We start from the raw sequence: 19,737 nt of genomic DNA, 5'->3' as shown, positions 1-19,737 counted from the left end.
CAGCATAGCCAGCAAGATCCGCGCCTGCCCGCTGCTTTCATGACGCCTGCAGGCAATGGGGTGGGCAACGCTCCACCCACCGGGTGAGCTGTTCATGGGCATACGCCAACTGCAACACGGCATGGTCAGCCTGGGCCGGGCCTATGATTTGCAGGCCCATGGGCAACCCGGCAGCACTGAACCCGACCGGTATGCTGATGCTCGGCAAGCCGGCCAGGGTCGGTCCGATCACCACCTCCATCCAGCGGTGGTAGGTGTCCATCACCCGCCCCCCAACCACCGTCGGCCATGGCTGGCGTGCATCGAAAGGGAACACCTGGGCCGATGGCAGCAGCAGGAAATCGTAACGTTCGAACAGATGGGCCAATGCACGGTACCAGTCGCTGCGGTCCAGCGAAGCCTGGTACAGCGCTGCCGCACTCAGTTGCAAGCCCCCTTCCACTTCCCATTGTGCTTCAGGCTTGAGCAGTGCGCGCTTGTTCGGGTCGGCGTAGGCCGCGGCGAGATTGCCGTGCACCAGGAAGTGGCGATGGGTCAGCCAGCATTGCCACAAACGCGCGAGGTCGAACCCCGGCTGGCAAGCCTCCACCCGGCAACCCAGTTCGGCAAAGTCGGCCAGCGCCGACTCGCACAGGCTCATCACCCCGTCATCCATGGGCAGGTAGCCGTTGTAATCCCCCAGCCAGCCGACCCGCACGCCCCGGAAATCATGCTGCAAACCGGCGGCAAAATCCCGCCGACCTTCGCTCAGCGACAGGGGTGCCCGTGCGTCGACACCAGCCTGTACCGACAGCAACCGCGCCACGTCAACCACGCTGCGGCCCATGGGCCCCTCGGTGGCCAGCTGCTGCACGAACAGTTCGGGCGCAGGTCCATGGGGCACTCGGCCCTGTGAGGGGCGCAGGCCGAACACATTGTTGAACGCCGCCGGGTTGCGCAGCGAGCCCATCATGTCGCTCCCGTCGGCGACCGGCAGCAGGCGCATGGCCAGCGCCGCTGCCGCCCCGCCACTGCTGCCACCGGCCACACGCTGCGGGTCGTAGGCATTGGTGGTGGTACCGAACAGGGTGTTGTAGGTTTGCGAGCCGAGGCCGAACTCGGGCACGTTGCTCTTGCCCACGATCAGCGCCCCGCTCGCCCGCACCCGCGCAACACTGATCGCGTCCTGCTCGGGTACCTGTTCGGCAAACAAGGGGGAGCCAAGGGTGGTGCGCAGCCCGGCAGTGGCTGCCAGGTCCTTGATCGCCTGCGGCATGCCATGCATCCAGCCTCGTGAATGGCCGCGGGCCAGTTCACGGTCACGCTCATCAGCCTCGGCCAGCAGCGCTTCGGCCGGGCGCAGCGACACCAGCGCATTGACTACAGGGTTGCAGCGTTCGATGTGCAGCAGATAGGCCTGCATCACGTCCCGACACGACACCTGACGGGCATGGATGGCTTGGGACAATGCCTCGGCATCGAGGGCTACGATGGGGTCGATGGCTAGCGGCTTCACGGTTTTACTCCAAGGTTGAAGGCGGCAGGCTTGGCCAACCGAGGTGCTTCTTTCAGGCAGTAGGTACCCAGCAGCGTCAGCAGGCAGGCGAACAGCACATAGAACGAAGGCGCCACCGGGGTGCCGAGCACCTTGCTCAGCCAGGTCACGATCAACGGGGCAAAGCCGCCGAACACCATCACTGCCACGTTATAGGCCACCGACACCCCGGTGGAGCGCACCTCGACCGGGAACTGCTCGGCCAAGGCAGTGGGTGCCGGGCCGAAGAAGCCGCCGATGGCGGTGCACAGCAGCAGTTGCATGATCAGCAGGCGTTCCACGGACGGCGCGGCGGCCACCCAGACATAAAGCGGGTAGACCATCACGAAGAACGCCAAGGTGAAGGCCATCAACACCGGGCGCCTCCCCAGCCGGTCAGACAGCGCGCCAGACAACGGAATCACCACGGTCATCAGCCCCACGGCCAGCATCTGCACCAGCAGCACCTGGTCCAGCGGCAGCCCGAGGTTCTTGTGGGCGAAGGTCGGCATGTTCACCAGCACCACGTAGAACGACACCGTCGCGCCACAGGCCAGGCCCATCGACACCAGCAGGCTGCGCCGGTGCTCACGCAACACCTGCCACAGGCTGGGCGATTGGCCCTTGGCCTGGCGGCGCGCTTCGACGAACTCTTCGGGCTCTTCCATGTGCTTGCGAATCCACAGCCCCACCGGGCCGATCAGCAGGCCGAGCACGAACGGAATGCGCCACCCCCAGCTGTCCAGTGCCTCAGGCGAACACAGGTGCGTCACCAGGGCGACCATCGCCGCCCCGGAAAACACCGCCAGGCATTGCCCCACCAGTTGCCACGAGCCATACAGCCCCTTGCGGTGGGCAGGCGCGCTTTCTACCAGAAACGCTGTCGCGCTGGCGTATTCGCCACCGGTAGCAAAGCCCTGCAGCATGCGCGCCACCACGATCAGCATCGGCGCGGCCATGCCTATGGCCAGGTAATCGGGGGCAAAAGCGATCATGGCGATCGACACGGTCATCAGCCGGATGATCATCTGCATGGCCGCCTTGCGGCCCTTGCGATCGGAATACATGCCCAGCAGCACACCCCCCACCGGGCGCATGAAAAAGCCGACGCCGAAGGTGGCCAGGGCCATCAGCAGCGAGGCGTACTCATCGTCGGACGGGAAAAACTGCCGGGCAATGATGCTGGCCAGAAAGCCATACACGATAAAGTCATACCACTCCAGGGCATTGCCGATAACGGCAGCGACCACCTGCCGGGTACGCGACACGCCAGTGCTCGAAGTCTGCATAGGGGAACACTCCACACAATGATTGGGTGATCACCCGGGCGCGGTCGCACCCGGGTTCCAGCGGCAGTCGTAAATGGGAAGGTCAGGCGGGCGCGAGCCAGCGCTCTGCCAGCGCGCCCCAGTAGGCGGCGCCGGTCAGCAGGATGTCGTCGTTGAAGTCGTAGGCCGGGTTGTGCACCATCGGCCGCGATACCCCATTGCCGATGAACAGGTAGGCGCCCGGGCAGCGTTGCAGCATCCAGGCGAAGTCTTCGCTGCCCATCAGCTTGCGGGTGTTGGCATCCACCGCCTCGGCACCCAGCAGTTCCACCCCGACCTGCGTGGCGAAGGCGTTCTCTGCGCCATGGTTGACCAGCACCGGGTAAGCCGGACGGTGTTCGATGCTGGCACTGCAGCCAAAGCTTTCGGCCTGGCTGACGATGATCGCCCGCACCCGTTCCAGGGTCTGTGCCCGCACCTCGGCGTTCAGCGCACGCAGGCTAAGGCGCAGCAGCGCCTGCTGCGGGATCACGTTGGCCGCTTCGCCGGCCTGCAGCGCACCCACCGTGACAACTGCCGCCTCCTGCGCATCGATATTGCGCGCCACCACGGTTTGCAGCGCCATTACCACACTGGCTGCCGCCACCAGCGGGTCGACGGTCAGGTGCGGCATCGAACCATGGCCGCCAACCCCGTCGAGGGTCACCGTCAGCAAGTCTTGCGAGGCCATCATCGGGCCCTCGCGAAAGCCCAGGTGCCCGGCTGGCAGGCCCGGCATGTTGTGCATGCCGAACAGTGCATCGCAAGGGAAGCGCTCCAGCAAGCCGTCGGCCAGCATCGCCTCGGCGCCGCCCTGGCCCTCCTCGGCCGGCTGGAAGATCAGCGTCAGCGTGCCGTCGAACTGCCGGGTCGCCGCCAGGTAACGCGCGGCGCCGAGCAGCATGGTGGTGTGACCGTCATGGCCGCAGGCGTGCATGCAACCCTGGTGCTGGCTGCTGTACGTCGCGCCCGTGGCCTCGTGGATGGGCAGCGCGTCCATGTCGGCGCGCAGGCCCAGACGACGTGGGCTGCTGCCATTGCGTAGCACGCCGACCACGCCAGTCTTGCCGATGCCGGTGTGCACCTCATAGCCCCACGCCTCAAGCAACCGGGCGACCAGTGCCGACGTGCGGTTTTCTTCAAAACCCAGTTCCGGGTGAGCGTGGATATCGTGACGGATCGCGTGCAGCTCGCTGGCCACATCGTCAAGCCAGGCCAGGATGTGCTGATGTCGGGACATGTAGAGTCTCCTCGCGCGGGTGGTTTCCCGTTCTTGTTGTTCGCCTTGAGGTCACGACGGGGGAGGCAGGTCGTGTCTGACCACAGCTAAACGCGAGGAGACTGGAAGCACAATCCAAATTGGTTTCACACGGTGGAACCGAAATTCAGTTTGCCTTTCCTGATGTAATTTCCCGTTGGAACCCTATATTCATCAATTTGCAACACTATCGTTCTGTCCCGTGGTTCGAGGATAGCCGACTCGTTACCACGCAGCAGGTTCCATCCGTACGCCTCTTTTACAGCTTCCCACAAAAGCTTCGGCCGCGAAAAATTGTGTTTTTTGGCCAACGCATTAGTTTGCTTGACCTTACGAAATGCCCTTGTTGCCTTGCCCACGGTAGCCGCCACAGCGCCGAATCCCGTAAACCCGTTAATTAGGTTCTCCTTGAACGGGCCCAACGTCGTCAACGATTCCATGACCAAATCCGGTAAATTATACCCGCCCATAGCAACCGTCGTTCCGACGTTAATCAATGCCTCGTTCCCTCGGCATCTATTTCCATTCATCGGGGGCACACGCCGCCCTTTCATTTTCTGGATCGACCGGTGGAGAATTCTTTTTGCTGCCGCATCCACCGATGTCACCGTATCCGCGCCCCACGCGGCAGCCCAGAGAGCTTTGCCTACTACAGAAACCGCCGAATGGCCATCCGGGTCTATCTGGTTCACGGGGTCGCCCTCGCAATAGGCATAAGCATTGATCCCTCCACGGCCAAATGGGCTGAAACTATCCGGGCTATGAAACCGCATCAACTGGGTGTTGTACATGCGCACGCCATTGCCCAAAAAATAGCCATCGCCATTCAACGCGCTGAGGTATCCGGCAAAACCCAACACACTGTCGGCCTGTGGCCTGCCAAAGCCGTAAGGTGAATAAACGCGCTCAGCGCTCTTTATTCTCGTGTGGGTCAAGTTCTGGCGACCCGCAGTTTCTGTTAGCGAGCGGTGCATTTTTACCTCCGAGTTTTCATTAATTCGCGAGGCCACTGTATTCGCATACCCAAAGCGCAAAAACTCTCAGGTCTCATTAAAGGAACCATTACCCCACGGCTCTTGGTACCCTAACGTCAATGCCACGAACGATGAAGGATCACCACATGCATCAACGCCCTACCTCGCTAATGGGTTTTGTTCGAGTCCGTGGTGCCCGCGAGCACAACCTGAAGAACATCGATGTCGATATACCCCGTGATGCCTTGGTGGTGTTCACTGGTGTGTCCGGTTCGGGCAAGTCCTCACTGGCTTTTTCCACGCTCTATGCCGAAGCCCAGCGCCGCTATTTCGAATCCGTGGCGCCCTATGCCCGGCGCCTGATCGACCAGGTTGGCGTGCCAGACGTAGATGCGATCGAAGGCCTGCCTCCAGCCGTGGCCCTGCAGCAGCAACGTGGCACACCCAGTGCGCGCTCCTCGGTGGGCAGCGTGACCACCTTGTCCAGCTCGATCCGCATGCTCTACTCACGCGCCGGCCACTACCCGGCCGGGCAAGCGATGCTGTATGCCGAAGACTTTTCGCCAAACACGCCCCAGGGCGCGTGCCCGGAGTGCCATGGCATGGGCCGGGTCTTCGAGGTGACCGAAGCGACCATGGTCCCCGACCCGTCACTGACCATTCGCGAACGCGCGGTGGCCGCGTGGCCGATGGCCTGGCAGGGGCAGAACCAGCGCGACATTCTGGTAACGCTGGGCTATGACGTCGATATCCCTTGGCGCGACTTGCCCCAGGCGCAACGCGACTGGATCCTGTTCACCGAAGAAACGCCCACCGCACCGGTGTATGCCGGCCTGACGCCCGCGCAGACCCGCGCCGCACTCAAGCGCAAGCTGGAGCCTAGCTACCAAGGCACGTTCATGGGTGCCCGGCGTTACGTGCTGCATACCTTCATGCACTCGCAGAGCGCACAGATGCGTAAACGCGTGGCCCAGTACATGCGCCCCAGCCCTTGCCCGCTGTGCCAGGGTAAGCGATTGAAGCGCGAGGCGCTGGGCGTGACCTTCGCCGGCCTGGATATCGCCGAACTGTCGCACTTGTCGCTGCAGGCGCTGGCTGAGGTGTTCGGCAAAGTGGCGGCAGCTGACTATCTGGCGCACCCGCAAGACGACCTGACCCTGGAAAAGCGCCTGGCGGCACAACGCATCGCCAAGGAATTGCTGGAGCGCATCGACACGCTGCTCGACCTTGGCCTCGGTTACCTGGCCCTGGAGCGCAGCACCCCCACCTTGTCTTCGGGTGAGCTGCAACGCTTGCGCCTGGCCACCCAGCTCAACTCACAGCTGTTCGGTGTGATCTACGTGCTCGACGAGCCCTCGGCCGGCTTGCACCCGGCCGACAGCGAAGCGTTGTTCGACGCCCTGCAACGCCTGAAGCACGCGGGCAACTCGGTGTATGTGGTGGAGCACGACCTGGACACCATGCGCCGCGCCGACTGGCTGGTGGATGTAGGGCCGGCTGCCGGCGAGCATGGTGGCACCATCCTCTACAGCGGGCCGCCCGCAGGCCTGGCCGAGATCGAGCCATCATGCACCCGCGCCTACCTGTTCAACGCCCAGTCCCGGGCCACACATACGCCACGCCAGGCCCGAGACTGGCTCACGCTTGAAGGCATTACCCGCAACAACCTCAACAACCTCAGCGCCGCCTTCCCGCTGGGCTGCTTTACCGCCGTTACGGGTATTTCCGGCTCGGGCAAGTCCAGCCTGGTCAGCCAGGCCCTGCTGGAGCTGGTCGGTGCGCACCTGGGCCATGCCGAGCAACGCAGCGAGCCCGAAGAGCCAAGCCTGGAGGACGCACCTGAGCAGACCGGCAGTGGGCATGTCAGCGCTGGCCTGGACAGCATCAAGCGCCTGGTACAGGTCGACCAGAAGCCGATCGGCCGCACGCCTCGCTCCAACCTGGCCACCTACACCGGCCTGTTCGACCACGTGCGCAAGCTGTTCGCGGCCACTGAGCAGGCCAAGGCACAGGGCTTCGACGCAGGGCGCTTTTCCTTCAACGTTGCCAAGGGGCGCTGCGCCAATTGCGAAGGCGAAGGCTTCGTCAGCGTTGAGCTGCTGTTCATGCCCAGTGTCTACGCCCCCTGCCCCACCTGCCATGGCGACCGCTACAACCCTGAAACCCTGGCGGTAAGCTGGCAAGGCATGAACATTGCCCAAGTGCTGCAGCTGACTGTCGAGCAGGCCCTGCAGGTCTTTGCCGAACAGCCACCGGCGCGGCGTTGCCTGCAAGTGTTGCAGGACATCGGCCTAGGCTACCTTCGCCTGGGCCAACCGGCTACCGAACTGTCCGGTGGTGAAGCGCAACGGATCAAACTGGCGACCGAGCTGCAACGCACGGCCCGCGGGGCAACGCTGTATGTGCTGGACGAGCCCACCAACGGCTTGCACCCGCAAGACATCGACCGGTTGCTGGTGCAACTGAACCGCCTGGTCGACGGCGGGCACAGCGTGGTGGTAGTCGAACATGACATGCGTGTGGTAGCGCAAAGCGACTGGGTGATCGATATCGGGCCGGGTGCCGGCGATGCCGGGGGGAAGGTGGTGGTCAGTGGCACGCCGCAGGTGGTGGCTGGGTGTGCGGCAAGCCGCACAGCGGCGTTTTTGGCCAAGGCCTTGTAAAAGCGCGCATTGCCAGGTTCCAGGCAGAGGCTTAGAATGCGATCAATTCTTAATTACACCCCTCTCCCGGAACCTCGCGCCTGCCATGCCGCCCGCCGACCCTACCCTCAACCTGCAGGTCCAGACGCTGTACACCGAGCACCACGGCTGGCTGCAGGGTTGGCTAGGGCGCAAACTGGGAAATGCCTGCGATGCAGCCGACCTGGCGCATGACACCTTCGTGCGCCTGCTGAGCCGCCAGGGCAGCAGCTACTTCGGCAGTGAACCCCGGGCGTTGCTTACCCACATCGCCAAGGGCCTGGTGGTCGACCGCTGGCGCCGCCAGGATGTCGAGCGTGCTTATCTGGAGGCCATCGCCCACTTGCCGCAGCCCGAAGTGCCCTCACCGGAAACACGCTGGCTGATCCTCGAAACCCTGTACCGCGTCGATGCCATGCTGCGCGACATGCCAGCCCGGGTGCGCCAGGTGTTCCTGCTGTCGCAGCTGGACGGGCTGACCTACGCAGAAATCGCCGAACACCTGCAGGTATCGCTGATTACCATCAAGCGCGACATGCGCACCGCTTTTCTCGCCTGCCTGAGCATCGACTGATGGAGCAGCGCATCGACCCGCTGATTCTCGGCGAGGCGGCCGACTGGCTGGTGCAGTTGCAGTCGGGCACCGCCACCGAAGACGACCACCGTGCGGTGCAGGCCTGGTGCCAGCGCAGCGCCCAGCACGCCCAGGCCTGGCAGCGGGCCGAGGCCATTCTGGGCGACTTCCGCCGCCTGCCCACGCCAGTGACCGGCGAAACCTTGCGCCGGCTTAGCCGCAACGGTGCCGTCAGCCGCCGCCAGGCCTTGCAGCGCCTGGGGTTGTGGCTGCTGGCCGCACCAGCAGCCTGGCTGGCCTGGCGCGAAACGCCGTGGCAGCAATGGGCTGCCGATGCACGCACAGCGGTGGGTGAGCAACGCTCGTTGACACTTGCAGATGGCAGCCAGGTGCTGCTGAACACCGACACCGCCATTGACATTACCTTTAACGCCCAGCAGCGCCGCATCGACCTGCTGGCAGGCGAAATTCTGATTACCAGCGCCAAGGACCGTGCCACCCCAGCGCGGCCCCTGCTGGTGCGCACCCGGCAAGGTCTGGCAACTGCGCTGGGCACACGTTTCAGTGTGCGAATCGATGGCGCGCTGACACGGGTGGCCGTGCTTGAAGGCGCAGTCGAAACCCGCCCCCTGTACGCCACCGGCGGGCTGCTGCTCAAGGCTGGCGAGCGCAGCGCTTTCGATGCCGAACGCGCGCTCCCTGCCTCGCCGCTGGAGATCGGCGACCTGGCCTGGGAGCACGGCATGCTCCTGGCGCGCGACATGCGCCTGGCCGATTTGCTGCGGGAGCTGGGCCGCTACCGCCCCGGTGTGCTGCGCTGCCACCCGGCAGTGCGCGAGTTGAAGGTATCGGGCGCCTTCCCGCTGACAGACACCGATGCCAGCCTGCGGCTGCTGAGCGACACCCTGCCCGTCACCCTCCAGGGCCTGTCCCGCTTCTGGGTGACCGTGGAACCGTTGAGCTGACACGATCCCGGCAGGGTTGCGAACATTTCAGTGATACCTTTTCCTGCTTCGTCCGGTGATGAGTGCAGAACCTTCATCTTCTGCATCCACAGGACCTTCGCATGACGCCCCGCCAGCCGTACCGCTTGCCTTTCAAGGCCCTAGGCCTTGCCATCGCCATGGCCGCCACAGCCCCTGTGGCAATGGCAACCGACGCCACCCCGCGCACCTATCACCTGGCGGCCGGCCCGCTGGCCGATGTACTGGCGCGCTTCGCCGCCAGCGCCGGGGTGCCGTTGTCGTTCGACCCGGCTTTGCTCAAGGGCGTGCAAAGCCAAGGCCTCGAAGGCAGCTACAGCATCCCGGAAGGCTTCGCCCGTCTGCTGGCCGGCAGTGGCTACAGCCTGATAACCACCGACAGCGGCGGCTATACCTTGGCCCCCACGGTCGACCTGGGCAATGCCCTGGAACTGGGCGCGACCACCATCAACAGCGACCTGGCCGCCAGCAGCGACACCTGGCAAGGCGGCCAGGTGGCCCGCAGCGCGAAGCTGGGCGTGCTCGGCGACCAGGCAATCAGCGACGTGCCGTTCAGCGTCACCAGCTACACCGCCGAGACCATCGCCGACCAGCAAGCCCGCACCCTGGGTGATGTGTTGCTCAATGACGCGGCGGTGCGCCAGTCGGCGGGGTTCGGCAATTTCTCGCAAGTGTTCACCATACGCGGCTTGCCGCTGAACACCGACGACATCAGCTACAACGGCCTGTACGGCGTGCTGCCACGGCAGATCGTGACCACCGAGGCGCTCGAACGGGTCGAGGTGTTCAAAGGGTCCAGCGCCTTTCTCAATGGGGTCGCGCCACAAGGCAGCGGCATCGGGGGTGCAATCAACCTGGTGCCCAAGCGCGCCGAAGACACCCCGACGCGCCATGTCACCCTCGACTACGCCACAGGCGACAACATCGGTGGCCACCTGGACCTGGGCAAGCGCTTTGGTGAAGACAACCGCTTCGGCGCACGCGTCAACCTGGCCCAGCATGACGGTGGCACCGGCGTCGACGACGAGGTCCAGCATTCCACCCTGGTTGCCGTGGCGCTGGACTACCGAGGCGAACGCCTGCGCCTGTCCACCGACCTGGGTTACCAGAAAGAGCGCATCAATCAGGGCCGCGCGGTGATCTACCCCACCGGCAGCAAAGTGCCCCACGCCCCATCGGCGCGTGACAACTACTCGCAGGACTGGAGCTGGTCACAGCTCGAAGATACCTACGGCATGGTCAACGCCGAGTACGACCTGAACGACAACTGGATGCTGTACGCCGGTGCTGGCGCCAAGCACACCCGCGAAAATGGCGAGTACTCCTCGCTGTATGTCAGCGACGCCAATGGCACCGCGCGCGGCGGCTTCCTCTATTCCCCTCACGACGAGGACAACAAGAGCGCCGTCGCCGGGCTCAACGGCCGTTTTGCCACCGGCCCGGTCAGCCACCGGGTCAATTTTGGCCTGTCGGGTATGTGGGGCGAGCAACGTTCCGCCTATGAAGCGCTGGCGGCGGCCAAGCGCTACGACAGCAACCTGTACAACCCGGTGAAGGTACCGCGCCCGACCGATACCTACTTCGGCAGCGACCTGCATGACCCGCGTATTGTCGGTAAAAACCGCAACAAGAGTGTCGCGCTGTCCGACACGCTGGATTTTCTTGATGACCGTGTGCTGCTGACCGTTGGCGTGCGCCGGCAGTCGATCAGCGTTGATAGCTGGGCGACCGCCACCGGTGCGCGCAACACGCCTTACGACGAGTCCATCACTACCCCGGTGTATGGGCTGGTGATCAAGCCTTGGGAGCATGTGTCGTTCTATGCCAACCGCATCGAGGGCCTGGCCCAGGGCCCGACCGCCCCTTCCAGCGTCACCAATGCCAACGAAGTGTTCCCGCCCAAGCGCAGCAAGCAGGTCGAGGCCGGGGTGAAACTGGACTGGAACAGCTTCGGCGCCACCTTGGGTGTGTACCGTATCGAGCAGCCCAACAGCGTCACCTACCGCGTACCCGGGGCGCAGCAGGACACCTTCAGCATGGACGGCGAACAGGTCAACAAAGGGGTGGAGCTGAATGTGTTCGGTGAACCGGTGGACGGCCTGCGCCTGCTGACCGGCGCGGTGTTCATGCACACCGAACAGAAGAATACCGCTTATGGCAGCAACGACGGCAACCGCGCTGCCGGTGTACCGCGCTTCCAGTTCAACCTGGGTGCCGACTGGGACGTGCCTGGCCTGGAGGGGGCTGCGCTGAGCGCCCGGTTGCTGCGCACGGGGGGCCAGTATGTAAACGCGGCTAACAGCCTGAGCATTCCGGCCTGGACCCGGGTAGACCTGGGCGGGCGTTATCGCTTCAAGGTCGATGACAAGCAGGTGACATTGCGCGCCAATGTGGAGAATGTGGCGAACAAGGCGTACTGGGCTTCAGCGTCGACATCGAACAATTACCTGACCCAAGGCACACCGCGGGTATTGCGCTTGTCGGCCAGTGTTGATTTCTGAGTCTGGAGGCTAGCAGCTGTTATAGCCTGTGCCGGCCCTTTCGCGGGTAAACCCGCTCCTACAGGTACAGCGCCAGCCTCAAGGTTGGTGCAATCCCTGTAGGAGCGGGTTTACCCGCAAAGAGGCCGGCACAGGCACAATTGTTTTCTTTGCCACCGCCGCTCAAGTACAGTCTGCCCATGGACAAGTACGCCCCACGCCAGTGGCTCCCCCACGAAAAACCCAGCCTGCCAGGCTCCCCCTCCACGCCCTTGCATTCGCCAGCCAGGCGCCTGGCCTACGGCGTGGTCGGCCTGCTGGTCGCAATCACCGGTGGCCTTGGCAATGCGTTGGTCACCGCCAACCTGGTGTTCCTGCAAGGCGCCTTGGGCGCGACCACGGCAGAAATGGCCTGGCTGCCTGCCGCCTACGTCATGACCAACGTGTCCATCAACCTGCTGCTGGTGAAGTTTCGCCAACAATTCGGCCTGCGTGCCTTCACCGAGGTGTTCCTGGTGCTGTACGCCCTGGTCACCTTCGCCCACCTGCTGGTCAACGACCTCAACTCGGCCATCGCGGTACGCGCGGCCCACGGCATGGTCGGTGCCGCGCTCAGCTCGCTGGGGCTGTATTACATGATCCAGGCGTTCCCGGCGCAATGGCGGCTCAAGGCAATGGTGCTGGGCCTGGGCGCCTCGCAGCTGGCGCTGCCGCTGGCACGCATCTTTTCCGAAGACCTGCTGCAAATCGCCGAATGGCGTGGCCTGTACCTGTTCGAGCTGGGCCTGGCGCTGGCCGCGCTGGGTTGCGTGTTGATGCTCAAGTTGCCACCCGGTGACCGCTTCAAGACCTTCGAGCCCCTGGACTTCCTCACCTTCACCCTGATCGCCAGTGGCACAGCCCTGCTTTGCGCCGTGCTGTCGCTGGGGCGCATCGACTGGTGGCTGGAGGCGCCGTGGATCGGCGTGGCGCTGGCGGCCTCGATCGGCCTGCTCTTCAGCGGCCTGGCCATCGAGCACAACCGGCAGAACCCGTTGTTGATGACCCATTGGCTGGGCAGCGGTGCAGTCATTCGCCTGGCGCTGTGCGTGGTGTTGATCCGCATGGTCACGTCCGAACAGTCCACGGGCGCAGTCGGCTTTTTGCAGGCGCTGAACATGGGCAGCGAGCAAATGCGCACGCTGTACTGGATCATGCTGCTGGGTGCCGTGGCAGGCCTGGCCAGCAGCGCCCTCACCATCAACCCCAACCACCTGGTGATTCCGCTGTTCGTCTCGTTGCTGGCCATGGCTGCCGGCGCCTTCATGGACAGCAGCTCCAGCAACCTCACGCGCCCGGCACAAATGTACTTCAGCCAGTTTCTGCTGGCCTTTGGCAGCACGTTCTTTCTCGGCCCGTCGATGGCCTTGGGCATCAGCCATGTGCGCGCCAACCCACGCAACCTGGTGAGCTTTTCGGTACTGTTCGGCATCTGCAACAACCTCGGCGGCCTGATTGGCGCTGCGCTGCTGGGCACCTTCCAGACCTGGCGGGAAAAATTCCATTCCAGCCACCTCATGGACCGCCTCAGCTACCTCGAACCCTTGGTCAATGCGCGTGTGCAGAGTGGCGGCAGCGGTTACGGCGGCATCATCGCCGACCCGGCCCTGCGTAGCGAAGCCGGCATGCGCCTGCTGGCCAGCGCCGCCACCCGCGAGGCGAACATCATGGCCTACAACGACGTGTTCGTGCTGATTGGCAGTATCGCTATCCTGACAATGGTCTGGATCTGCATCCGTAGTACCTGGCTCTGGTACGCAAAACGCCAGGCCACCCTCACCGACTCCACCCCCGGCGCGCCCAACCGATGACCGACGACACCCGCACCACGACCACCACCGCCATCGCCGAAACCCCGGAAGGTGCCACACCACCCAGCGAGCCGACCAGCCCGGTACGTTCGCGGCGGGTACGCATCCTCTCGTCAATCAGTTTCGCCTGCGTGGCCCTGGCCGGCATCCTGCTGGTGCTGTATGCCTGGCGCCTGCCACCGTTCGGCAGCGCCATCGAAAGTACCGAAAATGCGCTGGTACGCGGCCAGGTGACCATCATCGGCCCACAACTGAGTGGCTACATTGTCGACGTGCCGGTGCACGACTTCCAGTTCGTCAAGGCCGGTGACCTCTTGGTGCAACTGGACGACCGCATCTACAAACAGCGCCTGGCCCAGGCCATCGCCCAACTCCAGCAACAACAGGCAGCCCTGGCCAACAACCTGCAGCAGCGCAACAGTGCCGAAGCCACCATCGCCCAGCGCCAGGCGGCCATCGGCGATGCGATGGCCCAGGCGATCAAGGCCAAAGCCGACCTGAGCCGCAACCAGGCGCTGGTCAACGACGGCTCGGTGTCGCGGCGCGACCTGGACCTGGCCCGTGCCAGCGAAGCGGCAGCGGTCGCCAGCCTGGCCCAGGCCAAGGCAGCGCTGGAAATCGCCCGCCAGGACCGTGAAACGGTGGTGGTCAACCGGGCCGCGCTGGAAGCATCGGTGGAGAATGCCAAGGCGGCCGTGGAACTGGCGCGCATCGACCTCGACAATACCCGCGTCACCGCCCCGCGCGACGGCCAGCTGGGGCAGATCGGCACACGCCTGGGGGCTTATGTGAATTCTGGCGCGCAGTTGATGGCGCTGGTACCCGACACCTTGTGGGTCATCGCCAACATGAAGGAAACCCAGATGGCCAATGTACGCATCGGCCAGCCGGTGACGTTCACCGTGGATGCCCTGAACCACCTGAAGTTGCAAGGGCATGTACAGCAGATATCGCCAGCCACCGGCTCGGAGTTCGCCCTGCTGCAGGCGGACAATGCCACCGGCAACTTCGTCAAGATTGCCCAGCGAATTCCGGTGCGCATTACTGTGGATGCCGGCCAGGACGACGCCAGGCGACTGCGCCCTGGCATGTCGGTGGTCGTCAGTATCGATACCCGAGGTGAGCCATAGCGATGCCGTCTTGCCACGATTGCGCCGCTCTAACCCGTGGGTTCTAATCTTCAGCCATCGGTTTTATCTTCGCCATTCAAGGAAGTTTCACCATGTACAGGAAGATCATGCCGCTGGCGCTGCTGGCAACCCTGACAGGTTGCTCCGACAGCAGTGACACCCCCGAGGCCGGTTTCAGGAAAGCCGCCCAGGCCTACCTCGACACCCAGTATCCACACTGCTTCGTCATCAGCTCATTCCCCACCAAGACCCAGGACTTCGACCTGCACGGCACCAACAAGGCGCTGCATGCCTTGGCCAAGGTGGGCGTGGTCAGTGAGAAGGAAATCTCGCGCACCGAAGTGCCTGCCCGTCTGTGGCAACCGGCACGTACGGACATCTACTATGCCTACGCGCTTACCGACGAAGGCCGCAAGTATTACAAGGCGGACCACGGCCTGTGCTTTGGCAAGGCGCAGGTAACAGCGATCGAACAGTTCAGCGCGCCAAGCGACGCGGGGGGACAGAAGACATCCAATGTGACCTATGCCTACACGATTACCGGGCTACCGGCATGGGCCAGTGATGAACAGGTCAAGGCCAGCATTGCCGAACTGGGCAAGGCAGTGGCCAGTCATGATGCGCCGCTCAAAGATACCCGGGCCATGGTGCTGACCCATCAAGGATGGCAACTGCGGGACAGGTAGTGGCTTACCGGGTTTGCCCTGCAGCACTGGCTTGTCTGCCACAGACACATTCATGTCGCCCACAGACTGCGGCGTCTCGTCGCATACCAATGCCCCTTGGGCAAAACTGCGCAAGCCCGTAGAATCGCGCCTCCTTTTCGCCCGTCGCCTTGAACGGTGGCAACCGGCAGCAATGACAGAGTCCGTGCCTGAACACATGAACGCACATGTGAAATAGGCTCAACCCTCCCCGCACGGCCCATTTCCCAAAGGGCCCAGCGGTTGAGTCTTGCCCAGGTCGCATCCGTGTAGCCACTCGCCCCTTGCCGGGTCGGGCCGGTGTGCGCGTCCGAGAAGGCGCTCATTCCGCTCATCCAACTAGAGGTACGTATGTCTCCGCGTTTGCTGGCCATGGCGCTGGCGCCCCTGCTCGGGTTGTTCATCATTGCCCTGGGCAACGGCTTCATGTCTTCCCTGACCACCCTGCGCCTGGGCGCTGCCGGTGAATCAGCCACCACCATCGGTATTGTCTCGTCGACCTACTTCATCGGCCTGACCCTGGGTGCAATCTTCAACGACCGGCTGATCTTGCGCATCGGCCATATCCGCGCCTACACCAGCTTCGCTTCGCTGATCGCCGCGACCATCCTGCTGCAAGGGTTGTTCTACGACGTCACCTGGTGGTCTGTGCTGCGCCTGATCAACGGCTGGGCAGCGGTCGGCGTGTTCCTGGTGATCGAAAGCTGGCTGCTGCTGGCCGGCGACGCCAAGATCCGCGGCCGCCTGCTTGCGCTGTACATGATCGCCTTCTACGGCGCCGGGGTAATCGCCCAGGCCGGCCTTGGCGAAATCACCCAGCTGGGTGACACCGCCCCCTTCATGCTGGCTGGCGTGCTGGCTTCACTGTCGGTGCTGCCCATCGTGATCTTGCCGCGGGTATCGCCCCTGCTGGACCAGGTCGAACCGCTCAAACCCCGCCAGCTGCTGGGTGTGGCACCGTCGGGCCTGGTGGGCTGCTTCGGTTCGGGCGTGGCCATTGCCGGGATCTATTCCCTGCTGCCGCTGTACCTGCAACGCATCGGCCTGGAGGTGGGCGAGGTCGGTAACATGATGGCTTGGGTGATCCTCGGCGCCATGCTGCTGCAATACCCGGTCGGGCGCTGGTCCGACCGCAAGGACCGCCAGGATGTGCTGATTGCCCTGGCCGCGCTGTGTGTGGTGCTGTCACTGGTCACGGTGTTCCTGCCGTCGGACTCGTTCCTGCTGCCAGCCATGCTGTTCCTGCTGGGGGGCGGCGTGTTCACGCTGTACCCGGTGGCGGTCAGCCATGCCGCCGACCGGGCACCGTCCGATGCGCTGGTACCGATGATTCAGGGCCTGCTGCTGATCAACTCACTGGGCTCTGCCATGGCGCCGGTCGCCATGTCGCCGATGATGACCGAATTTGGCGAGGCTGGCCTGTTCTGGGCCTTTGCCGTGGTCAACCTGGGCATGGTGTGCTTCTTCATGTGGCGCCGTGGCAAACGCCCGGCGGCGGAGCACCCGGCGCCGTTTACGGCTTCGACCACGTTCTCGCCAACCGGCGCCGAACTGCGCGTGACCGAAGACCTGATGCACGCCGCGCAGGAGCATCCGCCGCTGGAGCCGGTAGAAAACCCGGCGCCAGCACAGCGTTCAGAATCTCATTGATCCCAGGGGCCGCTTTGCGGCCCCATTTGTTTGGCCTGGGCTACACTGCGCCGCAAAGCCCGCCAAGGATTCGCCATGAACCTCAAACTCTGGCTGCTCGCCGCCCTGCTGCCCTGCACGGCCCTGGCCAACAGCAGCAATCAAGGCGCACTGTCGATCAGTTCCTCATCATTTACCGATGGCGGCGTGATCGCCCTGCAGCAGGTCGGCCCGGACCCGGCCTGCGGCGCCGGTGAAGAGCGCACTCCGCAACTGAGCTGGGACAACCTGCCCACCGGTACCCGGTCGCTGGCACTCATCATGTTCGACCCGGACGGCGGCAAGGGAATCGGTGTGGTGCACTGGGTGGCCTACAACATCGACCCGGAACAGGACGGGCTCAAGGAAGGCACGGCCGGTGTCAGCGGGCAGTACCTGACCGTAGGGCGCAACTCGCGGGGCACCCTGAGCTATCGTGGCCCTTGCCCACCCGCCGGTGACAACCCGCATCACTATGCATTGACCCTGATCGCCACCGACCTGCCCTTGGGTACCTTGCCTGAGGGCCTGGACCGCAGCGGCCTTTTGCAGTTGCTGCAAGGCCACGCGCTGGGCGCGCAGAGCCTGGTCGGGCGTTATGGCCATTGAACCAAACAGTACAAAAACAAATGATCAACCCAATAGCATTTATCCATTGAATGGCCCGGCCAAACTGAAGTAAGCTCGGGCTCATTCACTGGAGAGCAACATGCCGAAACACACCCGCAACCACGCCAACCACACCGGTCGCACCCTGCGCCCTGTGCTGGCCGTTGCCGGCTGCGTGGCACCTGCCAGCTATTACTTTGGGTATTGGTTTAGCCACTAGGCGCCGATACCCACACGGCGCCCACCTTCGAGGGGCCGCCGAACATGAGAATACTCAAACCCCCGGTCGGCTCCCCGACCGGGGGTTTTGCTTTTCAGGCCTTTGAACAACACCGATTCACATTGAGGACAGATTCATGAACTACGCCACTTATTACTACGCAAACACCTATGCCTGGCGATTTAGCCAATCCCGTTCGGGCCAGCCTGCCGCCTCCGACCGGTCTTCCACAGGTGGCAATGCAGCAGCCAATACGAATTCAACGATCTGTCGAACACCTCGATAGGGCCGACCACGCGGGCCAGAACCCGCCGTCCGCCCAGGGAAAAACGCCATGCAAGCTTCCAGCCTCGCCCTGCCCCTGACCCAGCCGCAAGCGGCCAACACCACCGTCAGCAAGCGCCTGCCCAGCCCGCACCTGCTCAAGCAGCAAATGCCGCTGTCCAGCGAACTCACTCAGCAAGTCCATGCCCACCGCCAGGCCATCCGCGACATCCTCGAAGGCCGCGATCCGCGCCTGTTGGTGATCGTCGGCCCCTGCTCGATCCACGACCCTCGCTCAGCCCTGGAATACGCCGACCGCCTGGCCGCTCTCAGCCGTGAAGTCAGCGACAAGCTGCTGCTGGTGATGCGCGCCTACGTCGAAAAACCGCGCACTACCGTGGGCTGGAAAGGCCTCGCCTACGACCCGCACCTTGATGGCAGTGACGACATGCACTCGGGCATCGCGTTGTCCCGTGGGTTGATGCTGAGCATGATCGAACGCGGCCTGCCGATCGCCACCGAGCTGCTGCAACCGATGGCCGCCGGCTACTTCGACGACCTGCTGGCCTGGGCCGCGATTGGCGCACGCACCACCGAATCGCAGATTCACCGGGAAATGGTCAGTGGCCTGGAGCTGCCAGTCGGCTTCAAGAACGGCACCGACGGCGGCATCGCCATCGCCAGCGACGCCATGCGCAGCGCCGCCCACCCGCACCGCCACTTCGGCATGGATGCGCAGGGCCACCCAGCCATCATCGAAACCCTGGGCAACCCGGACACGCACCTGGTACTGCGCGGTGGCCACAAGGGGCCGAACTACGATGCCAACAGCATCGCCATGGCCCGTCAGGCACTGGCCAAGGTTGGATTGCACGCAAGCATCATGGTCGATTGCAGCCACGCCAACAGCGGCAAGGACCCGGCGCGTCAGCCAGCGGTGTTCAACGATGTGCTGGCGCAGCGCCTGGCCGGCGATCGCTCGATCATCGGCGTGATGATCGAGGGGCACCTGTTCGATGGCTGTCAGGCGCTGGGCAAGGGCGCACTGAAATACGGCGTGTCGATCACCGACGGCTGCCTGGGCTGGGCCTCGACCGAAACCCTGTTGCGCGAAGCGGCACAAAAACTGTAAGGCGAAGCTTGCAAGCCTGGCGAGACATACCCCAAGCAAGTGCGCTAGGCTTGCCTTTTTACCCCAAGGAGCAGTACCCATGGCCCGTGCAACCGCCCGCCACATCTTGGTCGCCACCGAAGATAAGTGCAACGAACTCAAAGCCCAGATCGAAGTAGGCGCCGACTTCGCTGAAATCGCCAAAGCCAACTCCACCTGCCCGTCCAGCCGCCAGGGCGGTGACCTGGGCTCGTTCGGCCCAGGCCAGATGGTCAAGGAATTCGACACCGTGGTGTTCAGCGCCCCGGTCAACACCGTGCAAGGCCCGGTGAAAACCCAGTTCGGCTACCACCTGCTGGAAGTGACCAGCCGCCAGGACTAAGTCCTCGCAGCCGATGAAAGTCCGTGTGG

Annotated in this window: 15 protein-coding genes; 11 read left to right on the top strand and 4 right to left on the bottom strand. The window is 63.9% G+C overall.

From position 1 onward, the window contains the following. Nucleotides 1-37: 37 nt before the first annotated feature. From A0O30_RS22515 to A0O30_RS22500, 4 genes are all read right to left on the bottom strand, one after another. Nucleotides 38-1,495, bottom strand: a complete 1,458-nt coding sequence (locus tag A0O30_RS22515) for an amidase (RefSeq protein WP_105948084.1) — start codon at nt 1,493-1,495, stop codon at nt 38-40. Beyond that, nucleotides 1,492-2,802, bottom strand: a complete 1,311-nt coding sequence (locus A0O30_RS22510) for a citrate-proton symporter (RefSeq protein WP_060499324.1) — start codon at nt 2,800-2,802, stop codon at nt 1,492-1,494. Before A0O30_RS22510 ends, A0O30_RS22515 begins: the two co-directional genes overlap by 4 nt. Before the next feature lie 82 nt (nt 2,803-2,884). Beyond that, a complete protein-coding gene (locus A0O30_RS22505; RefSeq protein ID WP_105948083.1) occupies nt 2,885-4,060 on the bottom strand; it encodes a M20 aminoacylase family protein in 1,176 nt (391 codons plus the stop codon). Nucleotides 4,061-4,185: 125 nt separating this feature from the next. Beyond that, nucleotides 4,186-5,052: an RHS repeat-associated core domain-containing protein gene (locus A0O30_RS22500; protein WP_105948082.1), complete on the bottom strand. Its 867-nt coding sequence runs from the start codon at nt 5,050-5,052 to the stop codon at nt 4,186-4,188. A gap of 146 nt (nt 5,053-5,198) precedes the next feature. Between A0O30_RS22500 and A0O30_RS22495 the strand changes: the two genes are divergently transcribed. The 11 genes from A0O30_RS22495 (at nt 5,199) to A0O30_RS22445 (ending at nt 19,708) form a co-directional block, all read left to right on the top strand. Next, nucleotides 5,199-7,715, top strand: a complete 2,517-nt coding sequence (locus A0O30_RS22495) for an excinuclease ABC subunit UvrA (protein ID WP_105948081.1) — start codon at nt 5,199-5,201, stop codon at nt 7,713-7,715. An 85-nt stretch (nt 7,716-7,800) separates the two neighbouring features. Continuing rightward, nucleotides 7,801-8,307: a sigma-70 family RNA polymerase sigma factor gene (locus A0O30_RS22490; protein WP_105948080.1), complete on the top strand. Its 507-nt coding sequence runs from the start codon at nt 7,801-7,803 to the stop codon at nt 8,305-8,307. Further along, nucleotides 8,307-9,272 carry a FecR domain-containing protein gene (locus A0O30_RS22485; protein WP_105948079.1) on the top strand — a complete coding sequence of 322 codons (966 nt, stop codon included), beginning with the start codon at nt 8,307-8,309 and terminating at the stop codon, nt 9,270-9,272. The genes A0O30_RS22490 and A0O30_RS22485 overlap by 1 nt, the downstream gene beginning before the upstream one ends. Before the next feature lie 101 nt (nt 9,273-9,373). Beyond that, entirely contained in the window at nt 9,374-11,791 is a 2,418-nt protein-coding gene (locus tag A0O30_RS22480; protein WP_105948078.1) for a TonB-dependent receptor, read from the top strand. Nucleotides 11,792-11,970: 179 nt separating this feature from the next. Beyond that, the gene (locus tag A0O30_RS22475) at nt 11,971-13,620 is read left to right on the top strand and encodes an MFS transporter (protein WP_105948077.1); all 1,650 of its coding nucleotides are present in this window, start codon (nt 11,971-11,973) and stop codon (nt 13,618-13,620) included. Then, nucleotides 13,617-14,750: an HlyD family secretion protein gene (locus A0O30_RS22470; protein ID WP_019098699.1), complete on the top strand. Its 1,134-nt coding sequence runs from the start codon at nt 13,617-13,619 to the stop codon at nt 14,748-14,750. The genes A0O30_RS22475 and A0O30_RS22470 overlap by 4 nt, the downstream gene beginning before the upstream one ends. 92 nt (nt 14,751-14,842) lie before the next feature. Further along, nucleotides 14,843-15,436: a hypothetical protein gene (locus A0O30_RS22465; protein WP_105948076.1), complete on the top strand. Its 594-nt coding sequence runs from the start codon at nt 14,843-14,845 to the stop codon at nt 15,434-15,436. A gap of 369 nt (nt 15,437-15,805) precedes the next feature. Beyond that, the gene (locus tag A0O30_RS22460) at nt 15,806-17,104 is read left to right on the top strand and encodes an MFS transporter (RefSeq protein ID WP_105948075.1); all 1,299 of its coding nucleotides are present in this window, start codon (nt 15,806-15,808) and stop codon (nt 17,102-17,104) included. A 75-nt stretch (nt 17,105-17,179) separates the two neighbouring features. Then, nucleotides 17,180-17,731 (top strand): YbhB/YbcL family Raf kinase inhibitor-like protein, encoded by a 552-nt coding sequence (locus A0O30_RS22455; RefSeq protein ID WP_105948074.1) that lies wholly within the window; start codon nt 17,180-17,182, stop codon nt 17,729-17,731. A gap of 554 nt (nt 17,732-18,285) precedes the next feature. After that, entirely contained in the window at nt 18,286-19,347 is a 1,062-nt protein-coding gene (locus A0O30_RS22450; RefSeq protein ID WP_105948073.1) for a 3-deoxy-7-phosphoheptulonate synthase, read from the top strand. 79 nt (nt 19,348-19,426) lie between these two features. Continuing rightward, a complete protein-coding gene (locus A0O30_RS22445) occupies nt 19,427-19,708 on the top strand; it encodes a peptidylprolyl isomerase (protein WP_105948072.1) in 282 nt (93 codons plus the stop codon). Nucleotides 19,709-19,737 lie beyond the last annotated feature (29 nt).

It is taken from the genome of Pseudomonas sp. LLC-1 (assembly GCF_002992185.1).
Taxonomy (GTDB): Bacteria; Pseudomonadota; Gammaproteobacteria; order Pseudomonadales; family Pseudomonadaceae; genus Aquipseudomonas; species Aquipseudomonas monteilii.
Note: the sequence above shows the minus strand (reverse complement) of the source record. Positions and strands in the feature narration are given on the sequence as shown.